This is a genomic window from Amycolatopsis acididurans (assembly GCF_012328925.1).
Lineage (GTDB): Bacteria > Actinomycetota > Actinomycetes > Mycobacteriales > Pseudonocardiaceae > Amycolatopsis_E > Amycolatopsis_E acididurans.
The window spans coordinates 356,621-371,575 of the sequence record NZ_JAAXLS010000002.1 but is presented as its reverse complement, the minus strand read 5'-3'; the positions used below and the strand labels follow the sequence as shown (position 1 = coordinate 371,575).

14 protein-coding genes and 2 pseudogenes are annotated in these 14,955 nt (G+C 67.9%); 9 read left to right on the top strand and 7 right to left on the bottom strand.

Annotation, left to right across the window (positions count from 1 at the left end; genetic code table 11):
- The first annotated feature begins 10 nt into the window (after window positions 1-10).
- The 5 genes and pseudogenes from HFP15_RS05255 to HFP15_RS05235 form a co-directional block, all read left to right on the top strand.
- Window positions 11-1,585 carry a 4-hydroxyphenylacetate 3-hydroxylase family protein gene (locus HFP15_RS05255; RefSeq protein WP_168512003.1) on the top strand — a complete coding sequence of 525 codons (1,575 nt, stop codon included), beginning with the start codon at window positions 11-13 and terminating at the stop codon, window positions 1,583-1,585.
- 19 nt (window positions 1,586-1,604) lie between these two features.
- Window positions 1,605-2,456, top strand: coding sequence for a catechol 1,2-dioxygenase (gene catA / locus HFP15_RS05250; protein WP_168512001.1), 852 nt, complete (start codon window positions 1,605-1,607; stop codon window positions 2,454-2,456).
- A 101-nt stretch (window positions 2,457-2,557) separates the two neighbouring features.
- Window positions 2,558-3,679 (top strand): muconate/chloromuconate family cycloisomerase, encoded by a 1,122-nt coding sequence (locus HFP15_RS05245; protein WP_168511999.1) that lies wholly within the window; start codon window positions 2,558-2,560, stop codon window positions 3,677-3,679.
- A 3-nt stretch (window positions 3,680-3,682) separates the two neighbouring features.
- Window positions 3,683-4,519, top strand: a complete 837-nt coding sequence (locus tag HFP15_RS05240; RefSeq protein ID WP_168511997.1) for an adenylyltransferase/cytidyltransferase family protein — start codon at window positions 3,683-3,685, stop codon at window positions 4,517-4,519.
- A 61-nt stretch (window positions 4,520-4,580) separates the two neighbouring features.
- A pseudogene (locus HFP15_RS05235) lies at window positions 4,581-4,712 on the top strand (acyl-CoA dehydrogenase family protein); the annotation flags it as partial.
- A 364-nt stretch (window positions 4,713-5,076) separates the two neighbouring features.
- Here HFP15_RS05235 and HFP15_RS05230 read toward each other — a convergent pair.
- The 4 genes from HFP15_RS05230 to HFP15_RS05215 form a co-directional block, all read right to left on the bottom strand.
- On the bottom strand, window positions 5,077-5,583 hold the full coding sequence (locus HFP15_RS05230) for a flavin reductase family protein (protein ID WP_168511995.1): 507 nt from the start codon (window positions 5,581-5,583) through the stop codon (window positions 5,077-5,079).
- The gene (locus tag HFP15_RS05225) at window positions 5,580-5,849 is read right to left on the bottom strand and encodes a hypothetical protein (protein ID WP_168511994.1); all 270 of its coding nucleotides are present in this window, start codon (window positions 5,847-5,849) and stop codon (window positions 5,580-5,582) included. The genes HFP15_RS05230 and HFP15_RS05225 overlap by 4 nt, the downstream gene beginning before the upstream one ends.
- Before the next feature lie 132 nt (window positions 5,850-5,981).
- Complete coding sequence (locus HFP15_RS05220) at window positions 5,982-6,620, bottom strand: MBL fold metallo-hydrolase (RefSeq protein WP_168511992.1); 639 nt, start codon at window positions 6,618-6,620, stop codon at window positions 5,982-5,984.
- A 10-nt stretch (window positions 6,621-6,630) separates the two neighbouring features.
- Window positions 6,631-7,407, bottom strand: coding sequence for a cyclase family protein (locus HFP15_RS05215; RefSeq protein WP_168511990.1), 777 nt, complete (start codon window positions 7,405-7,407; stop codon window positions 6,631-6,633).
- A 167-nt stretch (window positions 7,408-7,574) separates the two neighbouring features.
- Here HFP15_RS05215 and HFP15_RS05210 point away from each other — a divergent pair, with 167 nt between their 5' ends.
- The 4 genes from HFP15_RS05210 to HFP15_RS05195 are packed head-to-tail and all read left to right on the top strand — an operon-like array spanning window position 7,575 to window position 10,990.
- Entirely contained in the window at window positions 7,575-8,222 is a 648-nt protein-coding gene (locus HFP15_RS05210; RefSeq protein WP_168511988.1) for a TetR/AcrR family transcriptional regulator, read from the top strand.
- Window positions 8,223-8,279: 57 nt separating this feature from the next.
- Entirely contained in the window at window positions 8,280-9,101 is an 822-nt protein-coding gene (locus HFP15_RS05205) for a beta-keto acid cleavage family enzyme (protein WP_168511986.1), read from the top strand.
- Window positions 9,102-9,113: 12 nt separating this feature from the next.
- Complete coding sequence (locus tag HFP15_RS05200; protein ID WP_168511984.1) at window positions 9,114-9,797, top strand: cysteine hydrolase family protein; 684 nt, start codon at window positions 9,114-9,116, stop codon at window positions 9,795-9,797.
- Window positions 9,782-10,990, top strand: a complete 1,209-nt coding sequence (locus tag HFP15_RS05195) for a M24 family metallopeptidase (RefSeq protein WP_168511982.1) — start codon at window positions 9,782-9,784, stop codon at window positions 10,988-10,990. Before HFP15_RS05200 ends, HFP15_RS05195 begins: the two co-directional genes overlap by 16 nt.
- 76 nt (window positions 10,991-11,066) lie before the next feature.
- On the opposite strand, the pseudogene HFP15_RS44305 reads toward HFP15_RS05195, so the two are convergent.
- From HFP15_RS44305 to HFP15_RS05180, 3 genes and pseudogenes are all read right to left on the bottom strand, one after another.
- Window positions 11,067-13,202, bottom strand: a pseudogene (locus HFP15_RS44305) (xanthine dehydrogenase family protein molybdopterin-binding subunit); the annotation flags it as partial.
- Between the two features lie 175 nt (window positions 13,203-13,377).
- A complete protein-coding gene (locus tag HFP15_RS05185) occupies window positions 13,378-14,364 on the bottom strand; it encodes an FAD binding domain-containing protein (protein ID WP_168511980.1) in 987 nt (328 codons plus the stop codon).
- Window positions 14,361-14,867 carry a 2Fe-2S iron-sulfur cluster-binding protein gene (locus tag HFP15_RS05180; protein WP_168511978.1) on the bottom strand — a complete coding sequence of 169 codons (507 nt, stop codon included), beginning with the start codon at window positions 14,865-14,867 and terminating at the stop codon, window positions 14,361-14,363. The genes HFP15_RS05185 and HFP15_RS05180 overlap by 4 nt, the downstream gene beginning before the upstream one ends.
- Window positions 14,868-14,955 lie beyond the last annotated feature (88 nt).

The window sequence follows — 14,955 nt, the reverse complement described above, 5'->3', positions numbered from 1 at the left end:
GGAGTCGACGATGACGCTTCAGCAGGAACAGGCAAGCGCGCCGACCGGCGCGAACGGCAAGGTCAGCCGGCCGATGACCGGTGACGAGTACATCGAGAGCCTGCGCGACGGCCGCGAGATCTACCTCTACGGGGAGCAGGTCGACGACGTCACCACCCACCCCGCATTCCGTAACGCGGTACGGATGACCGCGCGCCTCTACGACGCGCTGCACGACCCCGACAAGCAGGACACGCTGACCGTGCCCACCGACACCGGCAGCGGTGGCTTCACCCACCCCTTCTTCCGGGCCCCGCGTTCGGCCGAGGACATGAAAAAAGACCGCGACGCGATCGCCGCGTGGGCACGGATGACCTATGGATTCATGGGCCGCAGCCCCGACTACAAGGCTGCGTTTCTCGGCACCCTCGGCGCCAATCCCGACTTCTGGTCGCCCCATGCCGACAACGCCCGGCGCTGGTACGAGGAGTCTCAGGAGAAGGTCCTCTACTGGAACCACGCGATCATCAACCCCCCGGTCGACCGGCACCGCGCACCGGATGACGTCTCCGACGTGTTCATGCACGTCGAGGAAGAGAACGACAAGGGCCTCGTGGTGTCGGGGGCGAAGGTGGTGGCGACCGGCTCGGCGATCACCCACTTCAACTTCCTCGCCCACTACGGCCTTCCGATCAAGAAGCGCGAGTACGCGCTGGTCTGCACCATCCCGATGGGTGCTCCCGGTATGAAGCTGATCTGCCGGCCGTCCTATTCGCAGCAAGCCGCGACGATGGGCACGCCGTTCGACTATCCGCTGTCGAGCCGGCTGGACGAGAACGACACGATCTTCGTTCTCGACAAGACCCTGATTCCCTGGGAGAACGTCTTCATCTACGGGGACCCGGACAAGGCATCGAACTTCGTTCCCGGATCGGGCTTCCTGCACCGGTTCACTTTCCAGGGCGTGACGCGGCTCGCGGTCAAACTGGACTTCATCGCCGGGCTGCTGATGAAGGGCCTCGAGGTGACCGGGACCAAGGACTTCCGCGGTGTGCAGACCCGGGTCGGTGAGGTGATCGCCTGGCGGAACCTGTTCTGGGGCCTTTCGGACGCCATGTGCGCCAATCCCGAGGAATGGGTCGGTGGCACCCTGCTGCCCAAGCTCGAGTACGGCATGGCCTACCGGTGGTTCATGACGGTCGGCTACCCGCGGGTCCGGGAGATCATCATGCAGGACCTGGGATCGTCCCTGATTTATTTGCCCTCCCATGCCGCCGACTTCGCCTCCGCCAAGGTGCGGCCGTATCTGGACAAGTACGTGCGCGGCTCGAACGGCTATGACGCCGTGGACCGGGTCAAGCTGATGAAGCTGATCTGGGACTCGATCGGGTCGGAGTTCGGCGGCAGGCACGAGCTCTACGAGCGCAACTACGCCGGCAACCACGAGGGCGTGCGTGCCGAACAGCTGTTTGCCGCGGAGCAGTCCGGTGCCGCCGACGCGATGAAGGGCTTCGCCGAACAGTGCCTTGCCGAGTACGACCTGAACGGCTGGACCGTTCCCGACCTGTTCAACCCCGGCGACGTCTCGGTCATCGGACGCCGCTGACCCACGGAGAGGACCCGCTATGACCACCCCACATCCTTCGCCCACCGCCGCAGGCTCGGGCAGCTCGGCCACCGAGGCGTTCCGCGCGGGACGGTCCGCCACCGGTGGACCGGCGGTCGCGCCCGAACGGGTATCCGCGGTTGTTTCGTCTCTGCTGTCCGGGATTCACCAGACGATCAGGTCCGAGTCGGTGACCTACGACGAGTTCCAGGCGGCGAAGCAGTTCCTGATCGAGGTCGGCGAGGGCGGGGAGTGGCCCTTGCTTCTCGATGTGTTTGTCGAGCACGTCGTCGAGGACGTGGCCGCTCGCGCCCAGGAAGGAACGAAGGGCTCCATCCTCGGGCCCTACTACCTGCCCGGTCAGGTAAGGCTGGAGAGCCCCGCCACGCTGCCGCAGCGTCCGGACGAGAAGGGAACCCGGCTGGTGTTCTCCGGCGAGGTCCGCGCGACCGACGGAACTCCGCTGCCCGGAGCCGAGTTGGACATCTGGCACGCCGATGACGAGGGCTACTACTCCGGCTTCGCGCCGCACCTGCCGGAGGGCAACCTGCGTGGCGTCGTCGTCGCCGACGAGCGCGGCAGGTTCGAGATTTCGACCATCCTGCCCTCGCCGTACCAGATCCCGACCGACGGTCCGACCGGTGCCCTGATCGAGGCCGCGGGGTGGCACCCCTGGCGCCCGGCGCACCTGCACCTGCTGGTTCGTGCGGACGGGCATCGGACGATCACCACACAGCTCTACTTCGCCGGCGGCGAATGGCTGGACAGTGACGTCGCGTCGGCGACCAAGCCGGAGCTCATCCTCGAACCGGTCGATCAGGGCGACGGCACGTCCGTGGTCCGGTACGACTTCACGCTCGAACCCGCGTGATCAGCGCCGGCGCCGGGCATCCCCCGGCGCCGGCGCCCTTGCCCCCGCGCACGGGACCGGGCGCTTCTTTCCCGATGCTCACCACCGAACGGAGGACTTCGATGAGCGAGCTGCGCATCGACCGCGTCGAGACCGTGATCGTCGACATCCCGCTGCGCCGCCCCCATCGGTTCGCCCGGGCGACGATGGACGCCCAGCCCGTGCTCTACGTTTTCGTCCGCACCGCCGGTGGGGTCACCGGAGTCGGTGAAGGCGTGGTTCCGGGCGGACCATGGTGGGGCGGGGAGTCCGTCGAGACGATGCAGCTGATCGTCGAGCGGTACCTCGCGCCGGTACTCCACGGCAGGCGGGTGGACGAGCTCGCCGCCATCCTGCACGACGCTTCCGAGGTCGTGGCGGCCAACCTGTTCGCGAAGACCGCGGTCGAGGTCGCCTTGCACGACGCGTGGGCGCGTCACCTCGGGGTGCCGGTGCACACCCTGCTGGGCGGGGCCATCCGCACCAGCGTGCCGGTCACCTGGGCCCTGGGCACCGAACCCGCCGGCGCCGTGGTCGAGGAAGCACTGGCCAAACTCGACTCCGGGATGCATACGTCCTTCAAACTCAAGATGGGCGCCCTCGAACCGGCCCAGGATGTCGACCGTGTCGTGCGGATCGCCGAGAAGCTTGCCGGCACGGCCGGGGTGCGGGTCGATCTCAACGCCCGATGGGACCGTCTGACCTCGCTCACGCATCTGCCGGCGGTCGCGGCGGCCGGAATCGAAATGGTCGAGCAGCCGGTGCCCGCGCACGACGTAGAGGCCCTGGCCGCCATCAGCGCGGCCATCCCGATTCCGGTCATGGCCGACGAGAGCCTGCGCACCCCGGCCGACGCGCTGCGGCTGGTCATCACGCGCGCCGCCGCGCTCTTCGCGGTCAAGACCACCAAGTCCGGCGGGCTGCGGGCCACCCGGGCGATCGCCGAGGTCGCTGCCTCGGCCGGAATTCCGTGTTATGCCGCGACGTCGATCGAGTCCCCGGTAGGGACGGCCGCGGCGTTGCACGCCGCCTGTGCCAGTCCGGCCACCGGATGGGGGAGCGAGTTGTTCGGCCCACTGTTGCTGGCCGAGGAGATGCTTGCCGACCCGCTGGTTTACGACAACGACGGACTGCACCTCCCCGAGGGACCCGGCCTCGGGGTCGAGCTCGATCCCGCCCAGATCCGCGCGTTCCGGAGGAAGTGACCGATGTTGTTCGCCACCGAGGACGAGGCGCACGCGCTGGACCTGCAGCGGTCGGCGCGGCGGTCGGAAACGCTCTGGTACGGCCTGGAGCAGGTTCCCGCCGACCTGGGTCCGACGGCCGTGACCATCGGCGTGTTCGACGGTCTGCACCGCGGGCATCGCAAGCTGGTCGATCACGCCCGCCGCCTCGCCGATCAGCGGGGGCTGCCTCTGGTGCTGGTCACCTTCGATCCGCATCCGGCCCGCGTCCTCGGGCTGGCCAAGGACATCTGCGCGTTGAGCACGGTCGAGCACCGCGCCGAGCTCGCCGGCCTGGCCGGCGCGGACGCGGTGTGCGTCCTGCGGTTCACCCGTCAGCTGGCGAGCCTGAGTCCGGGCGAGTTCGCGCGCCGTGTCGTGGCCGGGGTGCTGCACGCGCACGCCGTTGTGGTCGGGGCCAACTTCACTTTCGGCGCCCGCGCCGCGGGCGATGTCACAACCCTTCGAGAACTCGGTGAGGGGCTCGGATTCACGGCGCATGCCGTGCCGTTGTTGCGGCCGACGGGTGCTGCTCCGTGTTCGTCGACCTACATCCGGCGCTGCGTGCGCACCGGCGACCTGAAAGCGGCGGCGCGCCTGCTGGGCCGTCCGTACCGTGTGGACGGTCACCGCCGCGGCCGCCAGATCGTGGTCGCGCCGGACACCGCACTGCCGCCGCCCGGCGCGTACGCGGCCACAGTGGACGGTTGCGTGACCGTGGTCGAGGTGACGTGCGCGGGCACCTTGCGGCCGGGCGACGAGGTCCGGGCCTCCGGCCGGGTCGCGGTCACGTTCGATCAGCCGGAGGCAGCTCGGGTGTAAGCGAACCGGAAGCACGGGTCGCCCGCATGGAGATCCGTGATCTGGATGCACGTTACTGCGGCATCAGTATCTGACGACGTTCCTGGTGGAAAAGCCCGAGGGTTATGGCGAGGTGCTGCCGGGGCTGACGATCCCGGGCAAGATCGACAAGATGGGGTACAAGGGCGTGGACACCACCGAGGCGGTGTTCGACCGACGATCACCGCCGGATCCTCACCGGCGAGGTGCCGGAAAGGCGCGCTGATAGTGCACTACGCCACGGTTCGCGCCGGTCACGGCGACCGCTCGGAGTGAGCACACGAAGACGACGACATACGAGCAGGGCAGTGCGCTCGGTCTCCACGAGACCGCGACAGTGCGGATCGTGCTGGGGATGGAGCCAGTGCGGCGGGCATTGAGACCGGAGATGTTGACGATCCTGCCCCAGCCCTGTGCGGCCATGTGGGGGAGGAGGGCGCGATACTCGACGTGATTCCGGTGACCGGCAGGCGTGCTGTGGCGTGTGCCCTGGGCGCGCCGACGGGCGCCTCGCCCTGAGCTCGGGCTCAGGGCGCGTGTTATCCCGTCAGGCAGCGGAACCGGCTCGCGTGGAACACCAGCGGAGGGGTGTCCTGTGTCGCCAGCAGACGCTGGATCCGGAGCACGACGATGATGTGGTCGCCAGCCTCCAGTTCGTCGTGCACAACGCACTCGAGCCAGGACACCGCGCCCGTGACGAACACGGCGCCGGAGTCCGATGCCTCCCAGGCGACGCCGGTGAACCGGTCGCCGGTCGTGGCCGACAGCGAGCGGCACGTGTCCTCCTGACCGGCCGCCAGGACGCTCACCCCGATGCGCGGCAGTGCGCGCAGTCGTGGCCACGTCGCGGAGGCCCGTTGCACGCAGACCGTCACCAACGCCGGCTCCAGTGACGCGGCCGTGAACGCGCTCGCCGCCATCCCGTCAGGCCCGTGCTCGCCGTGTGCGCACAACGCGGTGACGCCCGTCGGAAAGCACGCGAACGCCGACCGCAGCTCCCTGCCACCGACGTGCTCGATCGGCCGCATGTCCGTCAAGGCCGTCATGCCGCACCGCCCGCATGCGTCAATTCGAGCATGCGCCGCCACGCCATGCCGGGGTGGTCTCCGAATACGCGGCACGGCACCCGCGTGGCGGCTACCGCGGCGCTGCCTTCCCGGCACGCCAGCACCACGGTGGGACGAGCTTCGAGCGCAGCGACGAGTTGCTCCGACATCGGCGCCAGTCGCTTCACTCGAAGGCCGGCGCACGCCGCGGCCGACATCGCGACAGCGCCGTCGATTTCGTGTTCACCACACGTCACGATCAGCATGTCGCCTTCCCCGATGAGTCCCAGCTGCCGCAAGGCGGCTGTCAGCGCCCGAACTCTCTCCCTGAACCGCGGATCGTGCACAGCGACTCCCTCCGGCAGTGGCATACCCGCGCGCCGGCACCGCAATGTGCCTCAGAGGTCCTCGCCATCCTTGAGCCGCTTGAATTCCTGGCCCTCCGGCGTGAGGAACGCACCGGCCTGCATGTCGATGATCCCGGCACCGGCCTCGCTGTAGATCCGGTCGTGGATCGCGATGTTGACCGGTGCCTTGACCTCCTGCATGAAGTCGATCAGCTCGTATGCGCGGGCCCACGGCGCCGAGGTCGGCGCGAGGAGGATGTCGATGTCCCGCCCAGGCGGGGTGAACGCGTCACCCGGGTGATAGAGCACCGAGTCATCGACCTCGATGACGTAGCCGGAGTTGTGAGACACCGGCCAGTGAGGGTGCAGAACCGCGTGTTGCTCACCCACCGTGGTGACGGGCAGTCCGTCCACCCGGAACCCCTCGCCCGGGGCCACGACGGTGGTGCGTTCGGCGACGGCGGGCGCGTCCTTGCGAATCAGGTCCGCGACTGCGGAGATGGTGTAGACCGGTGCGTCGGTCAGCTTGAGATGATCGGGCAGGTAGTGGTCGGGGTGCTCGTGGGTGAGCAGCACTGCGGTCGCGCCGTCCATCGCCGCGGGGTCGGTGAAGACGCCGGGGTCGAGGACGAGGACGCCGTTGTCGTGCTCGATGCGGACGCAGGCGTGACCGAGCTTGGTCAGTCTCACTGGATTTTCCTTACTCTTCGTCGAAGATGGCGACAGCCCGGGTCCATCCCGCTGAGGCGGCGTGAATCTTGACCGGGAAACAGGCGATCTTGAAGCCGGTGGCGGGCAACGACTCGAGGTTGTGCAGCTTTTCGATGTGGCAGTACCCGATCTCGCGACCCGCTTTGTGGCCTTCCCAGATGATGGAGCCGTCCTGCTCGCGCTCGAACCTGGTGGCGGTGAAGACGAAAGGCGCATCCCAGCTCCAGGCGTCGGTTCCGGTGACCCGGACGCCCTGATCCAGCAGGTGCAGGGTGGCGTCGCGCCCGATCCCGCAGCCAGAGGAGACGTAGTCGTCCTGGCCGTAGCGGTCCCCGGCGCTGGTGTTGACGACCACGATTTCCAGCGCCTGAAGCTCGTGGCCGATGCGATCGAGTTCGTCGTCGATGTCCTGTGGCGTAACGACATATCCGTCAGGCAGGTGCCGGAAGTCGAGCTTCACGGCGGGCTGGAAGCACCACTCGAGCGGGACCTCGTCGATCGTGATCGCGCGAGCGCCGTGGTTCATCGTCGATGCGTAGTGGTACGGGGCATCGAGATGCGTGCCGCTGTGGGTGGTGATCCGCACACGCTCGATTGCCCAGCCTTCGCCGTCGGGGAGATCGTCGGCGGTCGCGCCGGGGAAGTAGGACAGGATCTCCTCGACGGTGTCCTGGTGGGAGTAGTAATCGATTTCGGGCAGGAGGGCGGGGGGATCCGACGCGATGCCGACACGCAGGTCGACCGAGATGTCGATCACTTGGGGCATGAAATCTCCGGCAGGGAGGACGGGACGACGAAGCAGACTGTACGTACGTGCAGTCTGCTGGTCAAGTGTCGTGCCCGACTCCGCTTCGGGTGCATCGCTACAGTGGTTCGAACCGTTCGCCGAGGTGAGGCCTTCGCAGGCCTCCCGATTGCCGAAGGAGCGCTCTCATGTGTCCCGCCGCCACCGCCGACTCCTCTGTCGACCGGCGCGAACAGATCCTGGTTGCGGCTGAGCGCTTGTTCGCCGAGCACGGGTACCACGGCACGACCATGCGAATGATCGCAGAGGAAGCCGGCGTGAAGCTGTCGCTGATCGTCTACCACTTCAAGGCGAAGTTGCGGTTGTATCGCGAGATCTTCCTTCGTCGCCAATACGTCAACGAACGCCGCAGGGCGCTCCTGGCAGACGTCGACCCGGATGCCGTTGATGCTCTCGACCGGATCGCTGCCGCGTTCGTGGACCCTGTGGTCGAACTCCACGACAGCCCGGACGACATCTGGTACGCCAGGCTGGTGCTTCGCGAGGCGGCGGATCCGTCCAGTCAGGATCGCGGCATCGTCCGCGAGTTGTTCGACCCGATGGCCCGGGAGTTCATCGCCGCCATCCGGCGCGCCGCAACGGGCCGTTCGGAGGATTTCTACCGCTGGGCCTACCTGTTCGCCGTGGGCGCTTTGACGCAAAGCTCGTTCGACGTGCGACTCCGCGATCTCGCCACAGACGGTCCCGACGCGGGAGAGAAGACCAGCAATCCCGTCAAGGCGGCCTACCTGCGGGCTTTCATCCGCGCGGGTTGGGCGGCCGAGATCACCGCTTGAAATTCCACCTGTACGTACGTACAGTCTCTGGGGATTCCCTCGTTCACGGAGGCTGTCATGCCTGTCGCCATCACCGTCGCGCCTACCGGGCCCATCGCCACCAAGGCCGACAACCCGTCCCTTCCGACCACGCCGGCGGAGATCGCCGACGCCGTCGCCGAGGCCTACCAGGCCGGAGCGGCCGTGGCGCACATCCATCTGCGTGACGACCAGCAGCGACCGACCGCCGACCTGCGCACCGGTCGTGAGGTCATGGACCGCATCGCCGAGCGGTGCCCGATCCTCGTTCAGCTCTCGACCGGAGTCGGCATGGACGTGCCGTTCGAGCAACGGGCCAGGCTTGTCGAACTCCGGCCGCAGATGGCCACACTCAACCCGTGCTCGATGTCGTTCGGCACCGGCCAGTTCCTGAACCCGCCCGACGGCGTGCGGCGGCTCGCTGCCAGCATGCGCGATCTCGGCATCCTGCCCGAGTTGGAGATCTACGACACGGGCCACCTGGAGGTGTGCCTGCGTCTGCGCGACGAAGGTCTGCTGCCCGAGCGGCTTCAGTTCTCGATCGTCCTGGGAGTGCGCGGTGGGATGGCCGCGACTGCCGAGAACCTGCTGACCATGGTGCGCCGGCTGCCCGAGGGGGCGATCTGGCAGGTGATCGCCATCGGTCGCAGTAATCTCGAGCTGACCGCGATCGGGCTCGCGCTCGGGGGCAATGCCCGCGCCGGCCTGGAAGACACACTTCACCTGCGCCGAGGCGTTCTCGCGGACGGAAACATCCCGTTGGTCGAGCGGACCGCCGCCCTTGCCCGTCACCTCGACCTGACGATTTCGACCTCGGAGAAATTCGCCGCCGAACTCGGGTTCGGGCTTCAAACAATCTGACGGGAGCCAGTCATGCCGGTCGAATACGACCTGTCGGCGGGGAACACCGCCCTCCTCGTCGTTGACATGCAGAACGATTTCCTGGCCGAGGGAGCTCCGCTCGAACTCCCCGCGGGACGGGACATCATCGAGAACGTCAACGCGCTCATCGAACGTTGCCACGTGCTGGGGATACCGGTGCTGTTCGTGCAGCAGGTGTTCGACCCGAGCGGTGCGGACGTGGGGCGGATGGCCGACAACGGCGCGCCCCTGCTCGACGAGCACGGACGGCCGAGGACGCTTCGCGCCGGTACGAGCGGGGTCGAGGTGTATCCACTCTTAGCGCATGCCGACTCCGACATCCGGATCGAGAAGCATCGCCAGAGCGGGTTCTTCGAGACGAACCTCGACACCGTCCTGCGCGGCCTTGCCACGGAGACCGTTCTGATCGCCGGCATCGCCAGCAACGGCTGCGCGTGGGCGACCGCGACGGACGCCATGTACCGGGGTTACCAGGTCGTGTTCCTCGGCGATGCCACCGCTTGCCGTGGGATGCCCGATGTGGGCTATGGGGCGTTCAGCGCGGAAACCCTGCACGCCGTCACCCTGACCTTGGCCACCTTCGCCGTCGGGGAGGTCGCGAGCACCGCGGACGTCCTCAGCCGGCTCGCGCCGCACGGCAACGAGGAGAACACCAAGCGATGCAAGAGAAACTGACCTCGGACGTACCGCGCTTCTCCTTGGCGGAGCGCGATCACCGGTGGCGGCGCGTACGGGCGTCCATGCGCGAGGAGCGATTGGACGCCATCTTCGTTCCCCCGAATACCGGCCTGTACGACCAGTTCCAAGCCAACGTCCGCTACCTCACCGGCATCGGCGGCAACTGCTTCCAGGCGGCGGCGGTGTTTCCACTCGACGGCGAGGTCACGGCGATCACCAGTCCCAACATGGATGTGCGCTACTGGCGGGAGCGGCAGGACTGGGTCGACGACATCCGTCCGGTCACCGTCGGCTGGGGCTACGGGGGAACGGCGATCGAGCGGCTGCGGGAGTTGAATCTCGACGGGGCCCGGATCGGGGTCACCGGGCTCGCCGGCAACACCCGGTTCCCAGAAGGTGTGACGTCCTACGGCATCGTCAACTCCCTGCGCGAGGCCTTCCCGAAGGCCGAGTTGGTCAACGCCAACCTCGTGATGGACCGCGTGCGCTTCGTGAAGAGCGAAGAGGAGCTCGCCTTCATGCGTGCGGCGGACGCGTTGGTGGAACAGGCGCTGGAGGTCATGCGCCGCGAGGCCAGGCCTGGCATGCCGGAGAACGTGGTGTACGCCCGCATGCTCGCGAGCATGGTGGAGGGCGGCGGCGAGCTGCCCACCATGATCCTCTGGTCCGCGGGCTCGCCGCAGCCTCCGTCCAACCAGAACATGCCTTCACGCCGCGCACTCCGTGCCGGCGACATGATCTGCACCGAGACGGAAGCACGCTGGGGTGGCTACATCGCCCAGTACTCGCAGCCGATGTTCGTCGGGAAGGCGCCGGACGAATACCGTCGCATGTTCTCGCTTCAGCAAGAAGCTCTCGCGGCATGCTACGAGAATCTCCGCCCTGGGCGCGTCGTGGGCGACCTGGTCGAGACCGCGGCTCGCTTCTCCAACGACGACCACGAGTGTGCCCTGATCATGCATGCCCGCGGGCTCGGCGACGATTCGCCCATGGCGGTCCTCGGTCACGTCCGGAACGAGCTGATGCGGGACTGGCCGATCGAGGAGAACTCCACCTTCATCGTCAAGCCCGTGGTCCGAACCCGCGATCGGCAGAAGTACATCTACTGGGGGGACACGGTGGTCGTCGGCCACAGCGGCGCGGTGCGGCTCGGGCAACGCGAACCGGAACTCATCGAGGCTGACGTCTGACAGACGATGTCGAACTGTCGCAATTGGACAGAAAGCCGGATGGCGTACGTCGGCGTACGCCATCCGGCTTCGGTTACAGGAGTTTGTCCAAGGTGATGGGCAGGTCACGGACGCGTTTGCCGGTGGCGTTGTAGAGGGCGTTGGCCACGGCCGCGCCGACCCCGGTGATGGCGACCTCGCCGACGCCGTGTGCGCCCATGGGGGCGTGCGGGTCGGGGATGTCGGTCCAGATCACGTCGACGTCCGGCACGTCCAGATGCACGGGTACGTGGTATTCGGACAGGTTCGGGTTCATGATCCTGCCGTTGCGTTCGTCGAACAGGGTCTCCTCGGTGAGAGCGAGCCCCAGGCCCATGATGATTCCGCCCCTCAACTGGCTCGCGGCGGTTTTGGCGTTGAGGATCCGGCCGCAGTCGAAGGAACCCAGGAAACGGCTGACTCGCACTTCTCCCGTGATGGCGTTGACGCGCGCTTCGCAGAACATGGCGCCGTAGGAGCGCATGCACCAGGCCGCCATCTCCTCCGATGGTGGCCCGGCCGCCTCCACCGACAGCTCGTCCCGGTCGGCGCGCGCCAGGATGGAGGTGTAGCTGTCGAATCGGTCGGGCTCGTCGAGGCTGCACAGCCCGCCATCGGCACAGCCGACGTCCTCGATCGTCAGCCCCGCGAGCGGGGAGTCCTGGCCCGCGAGCTTGAGCAGTTCTTCGACGACGTTGCGCTGGGCCGCGCCGATCGCCGCGCCGACCGCGGCGGTCTGCTGGGCGCCGCCGGCAATGATTTCGCCGGGTAGCGTCGAATCGCCGTACCGGACGGTCACTTGGTCCAGGTCCAGGCCGAACCGTTCGGCGGCGACCATCGCGGTGGTGGTCTCGGTGCCCATGCCCATTTCGTGGGCCGCCACGTCGACGGCCAGGCTGCCCTCCGCGGACAGCGTGACCCGCACGGCGCCGCCCGGCAGGCGGACGTAGCCGTGCGACGCGGTGGCCACTCCCATGCCGATCAGCCATTCGCCCTCACGTCGTGTTCCCGGCGTGGCGCTGCGCTCGGACCAGCCGAACCGCTCAGCGCCGGCACGGAAAGCCTCCACCAGGTGTCGGGACGAAAACGGCCTGCCCGTTGTCGGTTCGGTGTCCGGCTCGTTGCGGATCCTCAGCTCGATCGGGTCCATGCCCAGGCGCTCGGCCAGTTCGTCGACCGCGGACTCCAGCCCGAACGAACCGACGGCCTCGCCCGGCGCGCGCATGAACGTGTTGGCCATCATGTTCAGGTAAGCCGCCTGGACCTCGAGTGTGAAACTACCGGCGGCGTAGAGGGACCCGGAGGAGGAGATGAAGGTCTCGGCCATGTTGTGATGACGGCTCATGCCACAGGCGCCGGTGTGGATGATGGCGTCGAACCGGCCGTCGGACTGGGCGCCGATCGCCACCCGCTGCTCGGTGTTCGCCCGCCCCCCACCACACGGTGCACACCCTCGCGGGTGAGGGCCAGGCGCACCGGCCGTCCGGACATCTTGGCCGCCGCCGCGGCCAGAAGGTGGTATGACCCGAGACACTTACCGCCGAACCCGCCCCCGACATAGGGCGAGCTGATGTGAATCTGCTCCGGGGTCACGCCGAGCGCGACGGCCATCGACGACGCGGTATGGACGACGCCCTGGTTCGCGTCGTGAATGATCAGCTCGTCGTCCACCCAGGCCAGGGTGACCGCGTGCGGCTCTATCGCGCTGTGGTTCTGGCGCGGCGTCCGATAGATCTCATCGACCGTGACCGGTGCGGCCGCCAACGCCGCTTCCGCGTCATCGATGTGGATCTTGAGCAACCTGCCGTAGTGAAACGCGGGCTCGCAGCCGCGGGCTTTGGCTTCCTCGAACGAGGTGACGGCCGGTTCGGCCGCGTAGTCGGCGTGAATCAGCGATGCGGCGTGCTCGGCCTGCTCCAGGGTTTCCGCGAGCACCACGGCGATGATCTGGCCGTTCCAGTGCACCTGGTCGTCCTGCATGACCGGGAGGTTGTCGCCGGCCACCGACTTCCCATCGGAGAACCAGTTCGGCAGCGCCTGCATTTTCGGCGCGTTCCGGTGGGTCATCACCAGAACGACACCGTCCGCTCGCTCGGCCTCGGCGGTGTGGAGCTCGATGATTCGACCGTGGGCGATGGTGCTGAAGACCGCAGCGGCATACACCATGCCGTCGAATCGGAACTCGGCCGCGAATCGTGCCGCGCCCCGTACCTTCCGGGAGCCGTCGATCCGCGAGACCGAGGTGCCGAGCAGGCGATTCTTCGTGCGGTCACCCAACGGATCCGGAATCCCGTCCGGGCCCCAGGAGTCCGGGGCCAGTCCGACCGGCGTCCTCGGCGCAGGCTGGGTTGCTTCGTCGTGCTGCACGCTCATGATGGCTGATCTCCCGCGAGGTCCGTCAGGACCGCCGTGATGGTCCGCTTGGCGAGTTCGATCTTGAAGGCGTTATCGGACAGGGGCATCGCGTCCGCCAGCTCCTCCTCGGCGGCACGGCGGAAGCGCTCCGGGGTGGCCGGGCCGCCTCGGAGCGCAGCTTCGGCGGTGCGGGCGCGCCAGGGCTTGGGGGCGACCCCGCCGAGCGCGAGCCGTACCTCGTTCACGATTCCGTCCTCCACCGTCAGCGCCGCGGCGACCGAGAACAGGGCGAAGGCGTAGCTGGCGCGGTCCCGGACCTTGCGGTAGGTCGAGGACGTCGCGACCGGGAGGTCGGGCAGCTCGACCGCGGTGATCAGTTCGCCCGGCCTGAGCACGGTCTCCACATCGGGCCGGTCCCCGGGCAACCGGTGGAGTTCGGTGATCGGCACCGTCCGCTCACCGTCGGTGCCGCGAAGGTGGACAGTCGCGTCGAAGGCGGCCAGCGCCACGCACATGTCCGAGGGATGCACGGCGGCGCAGACCGAAGAGGCGCCGAGGATCGCGTGCATGCGGTTGAAGCCTTCGATGGCGTCGCAGCCTTGGCCCGGTTCACGTTTGTTGCACCGCGAGCCGTCCTCGTCGTAGAAGTAGGCGCAGCGGGTGCGTTGCAGGATGTTGCCGCCCACCGTGGCCATGTTGCGGATCTGCGCGGAGGCGCCGGCCACGATCGCCCTACTCAGCGCCGGATATCGCGTCCGGACCAGGCGGTGCTCGGCCACGGTGACGTTGCGCGTCGCCGCCCCGATCAGCAGGCCGCCGCCGGTCTCCTCGATGCTGCCGGACAGGCCGGTGACGTCGACCAGGGCCGTCGGTCGCTCGACCGTCTCCCGCATCAGGTCCACGAGGTTCGTCCCGCCGCCGAGGTATATGGCGCCTGCGTCGCCGGCGAGCCGGACCGCATCGGCGGCGTCGGCGGCCCGTGTGTAGGTGAAGGGCCTCATTTCGGGCCCTCGCCATAGGTCGCCGCGATGGCGCCGATGATGCCGTTGTGCGCGCCGCAGCGGCAGAGGTTGCCGCTCATCCTTTCGCGGATCTCCTCACGAGTGAGCACGACCTGTTCATCCTCGACATTTCCGGAGACGTGGCTGGGAACGCCCCGTTTCGCCTCCGCCGCCATGCCGATCGCCGAGCAGAGCTGGCCGGGTGTGCAGTAGCCGCACTGGAAGCCGTCGTGCTCGATGAACGCCCGCTGGAGCGGGTGGAGTTCGTCCCCCTCGGACAGGCCCTCGACCGTGGTGATCCGGCGCCGGTCGTACTGCACCGCGAGCGCCAGGCAGGAAGCGATGCGCTCACCGTCGGCGAGCACCGTGCAGGCGCCGCAGGCACCCTGGTTACAGCCCTTCTTCGTCCCCGTCAGTGCGACCCGCTCGCGCAGGAGGTCGAGCAGTGACACGCGCGGATCGAGCGGGAGCTCGGTCGCGACTCCGTTGATCACGATGGACATGACTGACTCCTCACGGCCGGTATTTCCGCAGCACGGCCGGACTTTGTGGACATAGGCGTTCGATGGCGGCCAGGTGAGGCAGCAACCA

Coding starts and splice junctions, on each gene's coding strand:
- HFP15_RS05255 (WP_168512003.1), top strand. CDS start 11: ATGACGCTTCAGCAGGAACAGGCAAGCGCGCCGACCGGCGCGAACGGC.
- catA (WP_168512001.1), top strand. CDS start 1,605: ATGACCACCCCACATCCTTCGCCCACCGCCGCAGGCTCGGGCAGCTCG.
- HFP15_RS05245 (WP_168511999.1), top strand. CDS start 2,558: ATGAGCGAGCTGCGCATCGACCGCGTCGAGACCGTGATCGTCGACATC.
- HFP15_RS05240 (WP_168511997.1), top strand. CDS start 3,683: ATGTTGTTCGCCACCGAGGACGAGGCGCACGCGCTGGACCTGCAGCGG.
- HFP15_RS05230 (WP_168511995.1), bottom strand. CDS start 5,583: ATGACGGCCTTGACGGACATGCGGCCGATCGAGCACGTCGGTGGCAGG.
- HFP15_RS05225 (WP_168511994.1), bottom strand. CDS start 5,849: ATGCTGATCGTGACGTGTGGTGAACACGAAATCGACGGCGCTGTCGCG.
- HFP15_RS05215 (WP_168511990.1), bottom strand. CDS start 7,407: ATGCCCCAAGTGATCGACATCTCGGTCGACCTGCGTGTCGGCATCGCG.
- HFP15_RS05210 (WP_168511988.1), top strand. CDS start 7,575: ATGTGTCCCGCCGCCACCGCCGACTCCTCTGTCGACCGGCGCGAACAG.
- HFP15_RS05205 (WP_168511986.1), top strand. CDS start 8,280: ATGCCTGTCGCCATCACCGTCGCGCCTACCGGGCCCATCGCCACCAAG.
- HFP15_RS05200 (WP_168511984.1), top strand. CDS start 9,114: ATGCCGGTCGAATACGACCTGTCGGCGGGGAACACCGCCCTCCTCGTC.
- HFP15_RS05195 (WP_168511982.1), top strand. CDS start 9,782: ATGCAAGAGAAACTGACCTCGGACGTACCGCGCTTCTCCTTGGCGGAG.
- HFP15_RS05185 (WP_168511980.1), bottom strand. CDS start 14,364: ATGAGGCCCTTCACCTACACACGGGCCGCCGACGCCGCCGATGCGGTC.
- HFP15_RS05180 (WP_168511978.1), bottom strand. CDS start 14,867: ATGTCCATCGTGATCAACGGAGTCGCGACCGAGCTCCCGCTCGATCCG.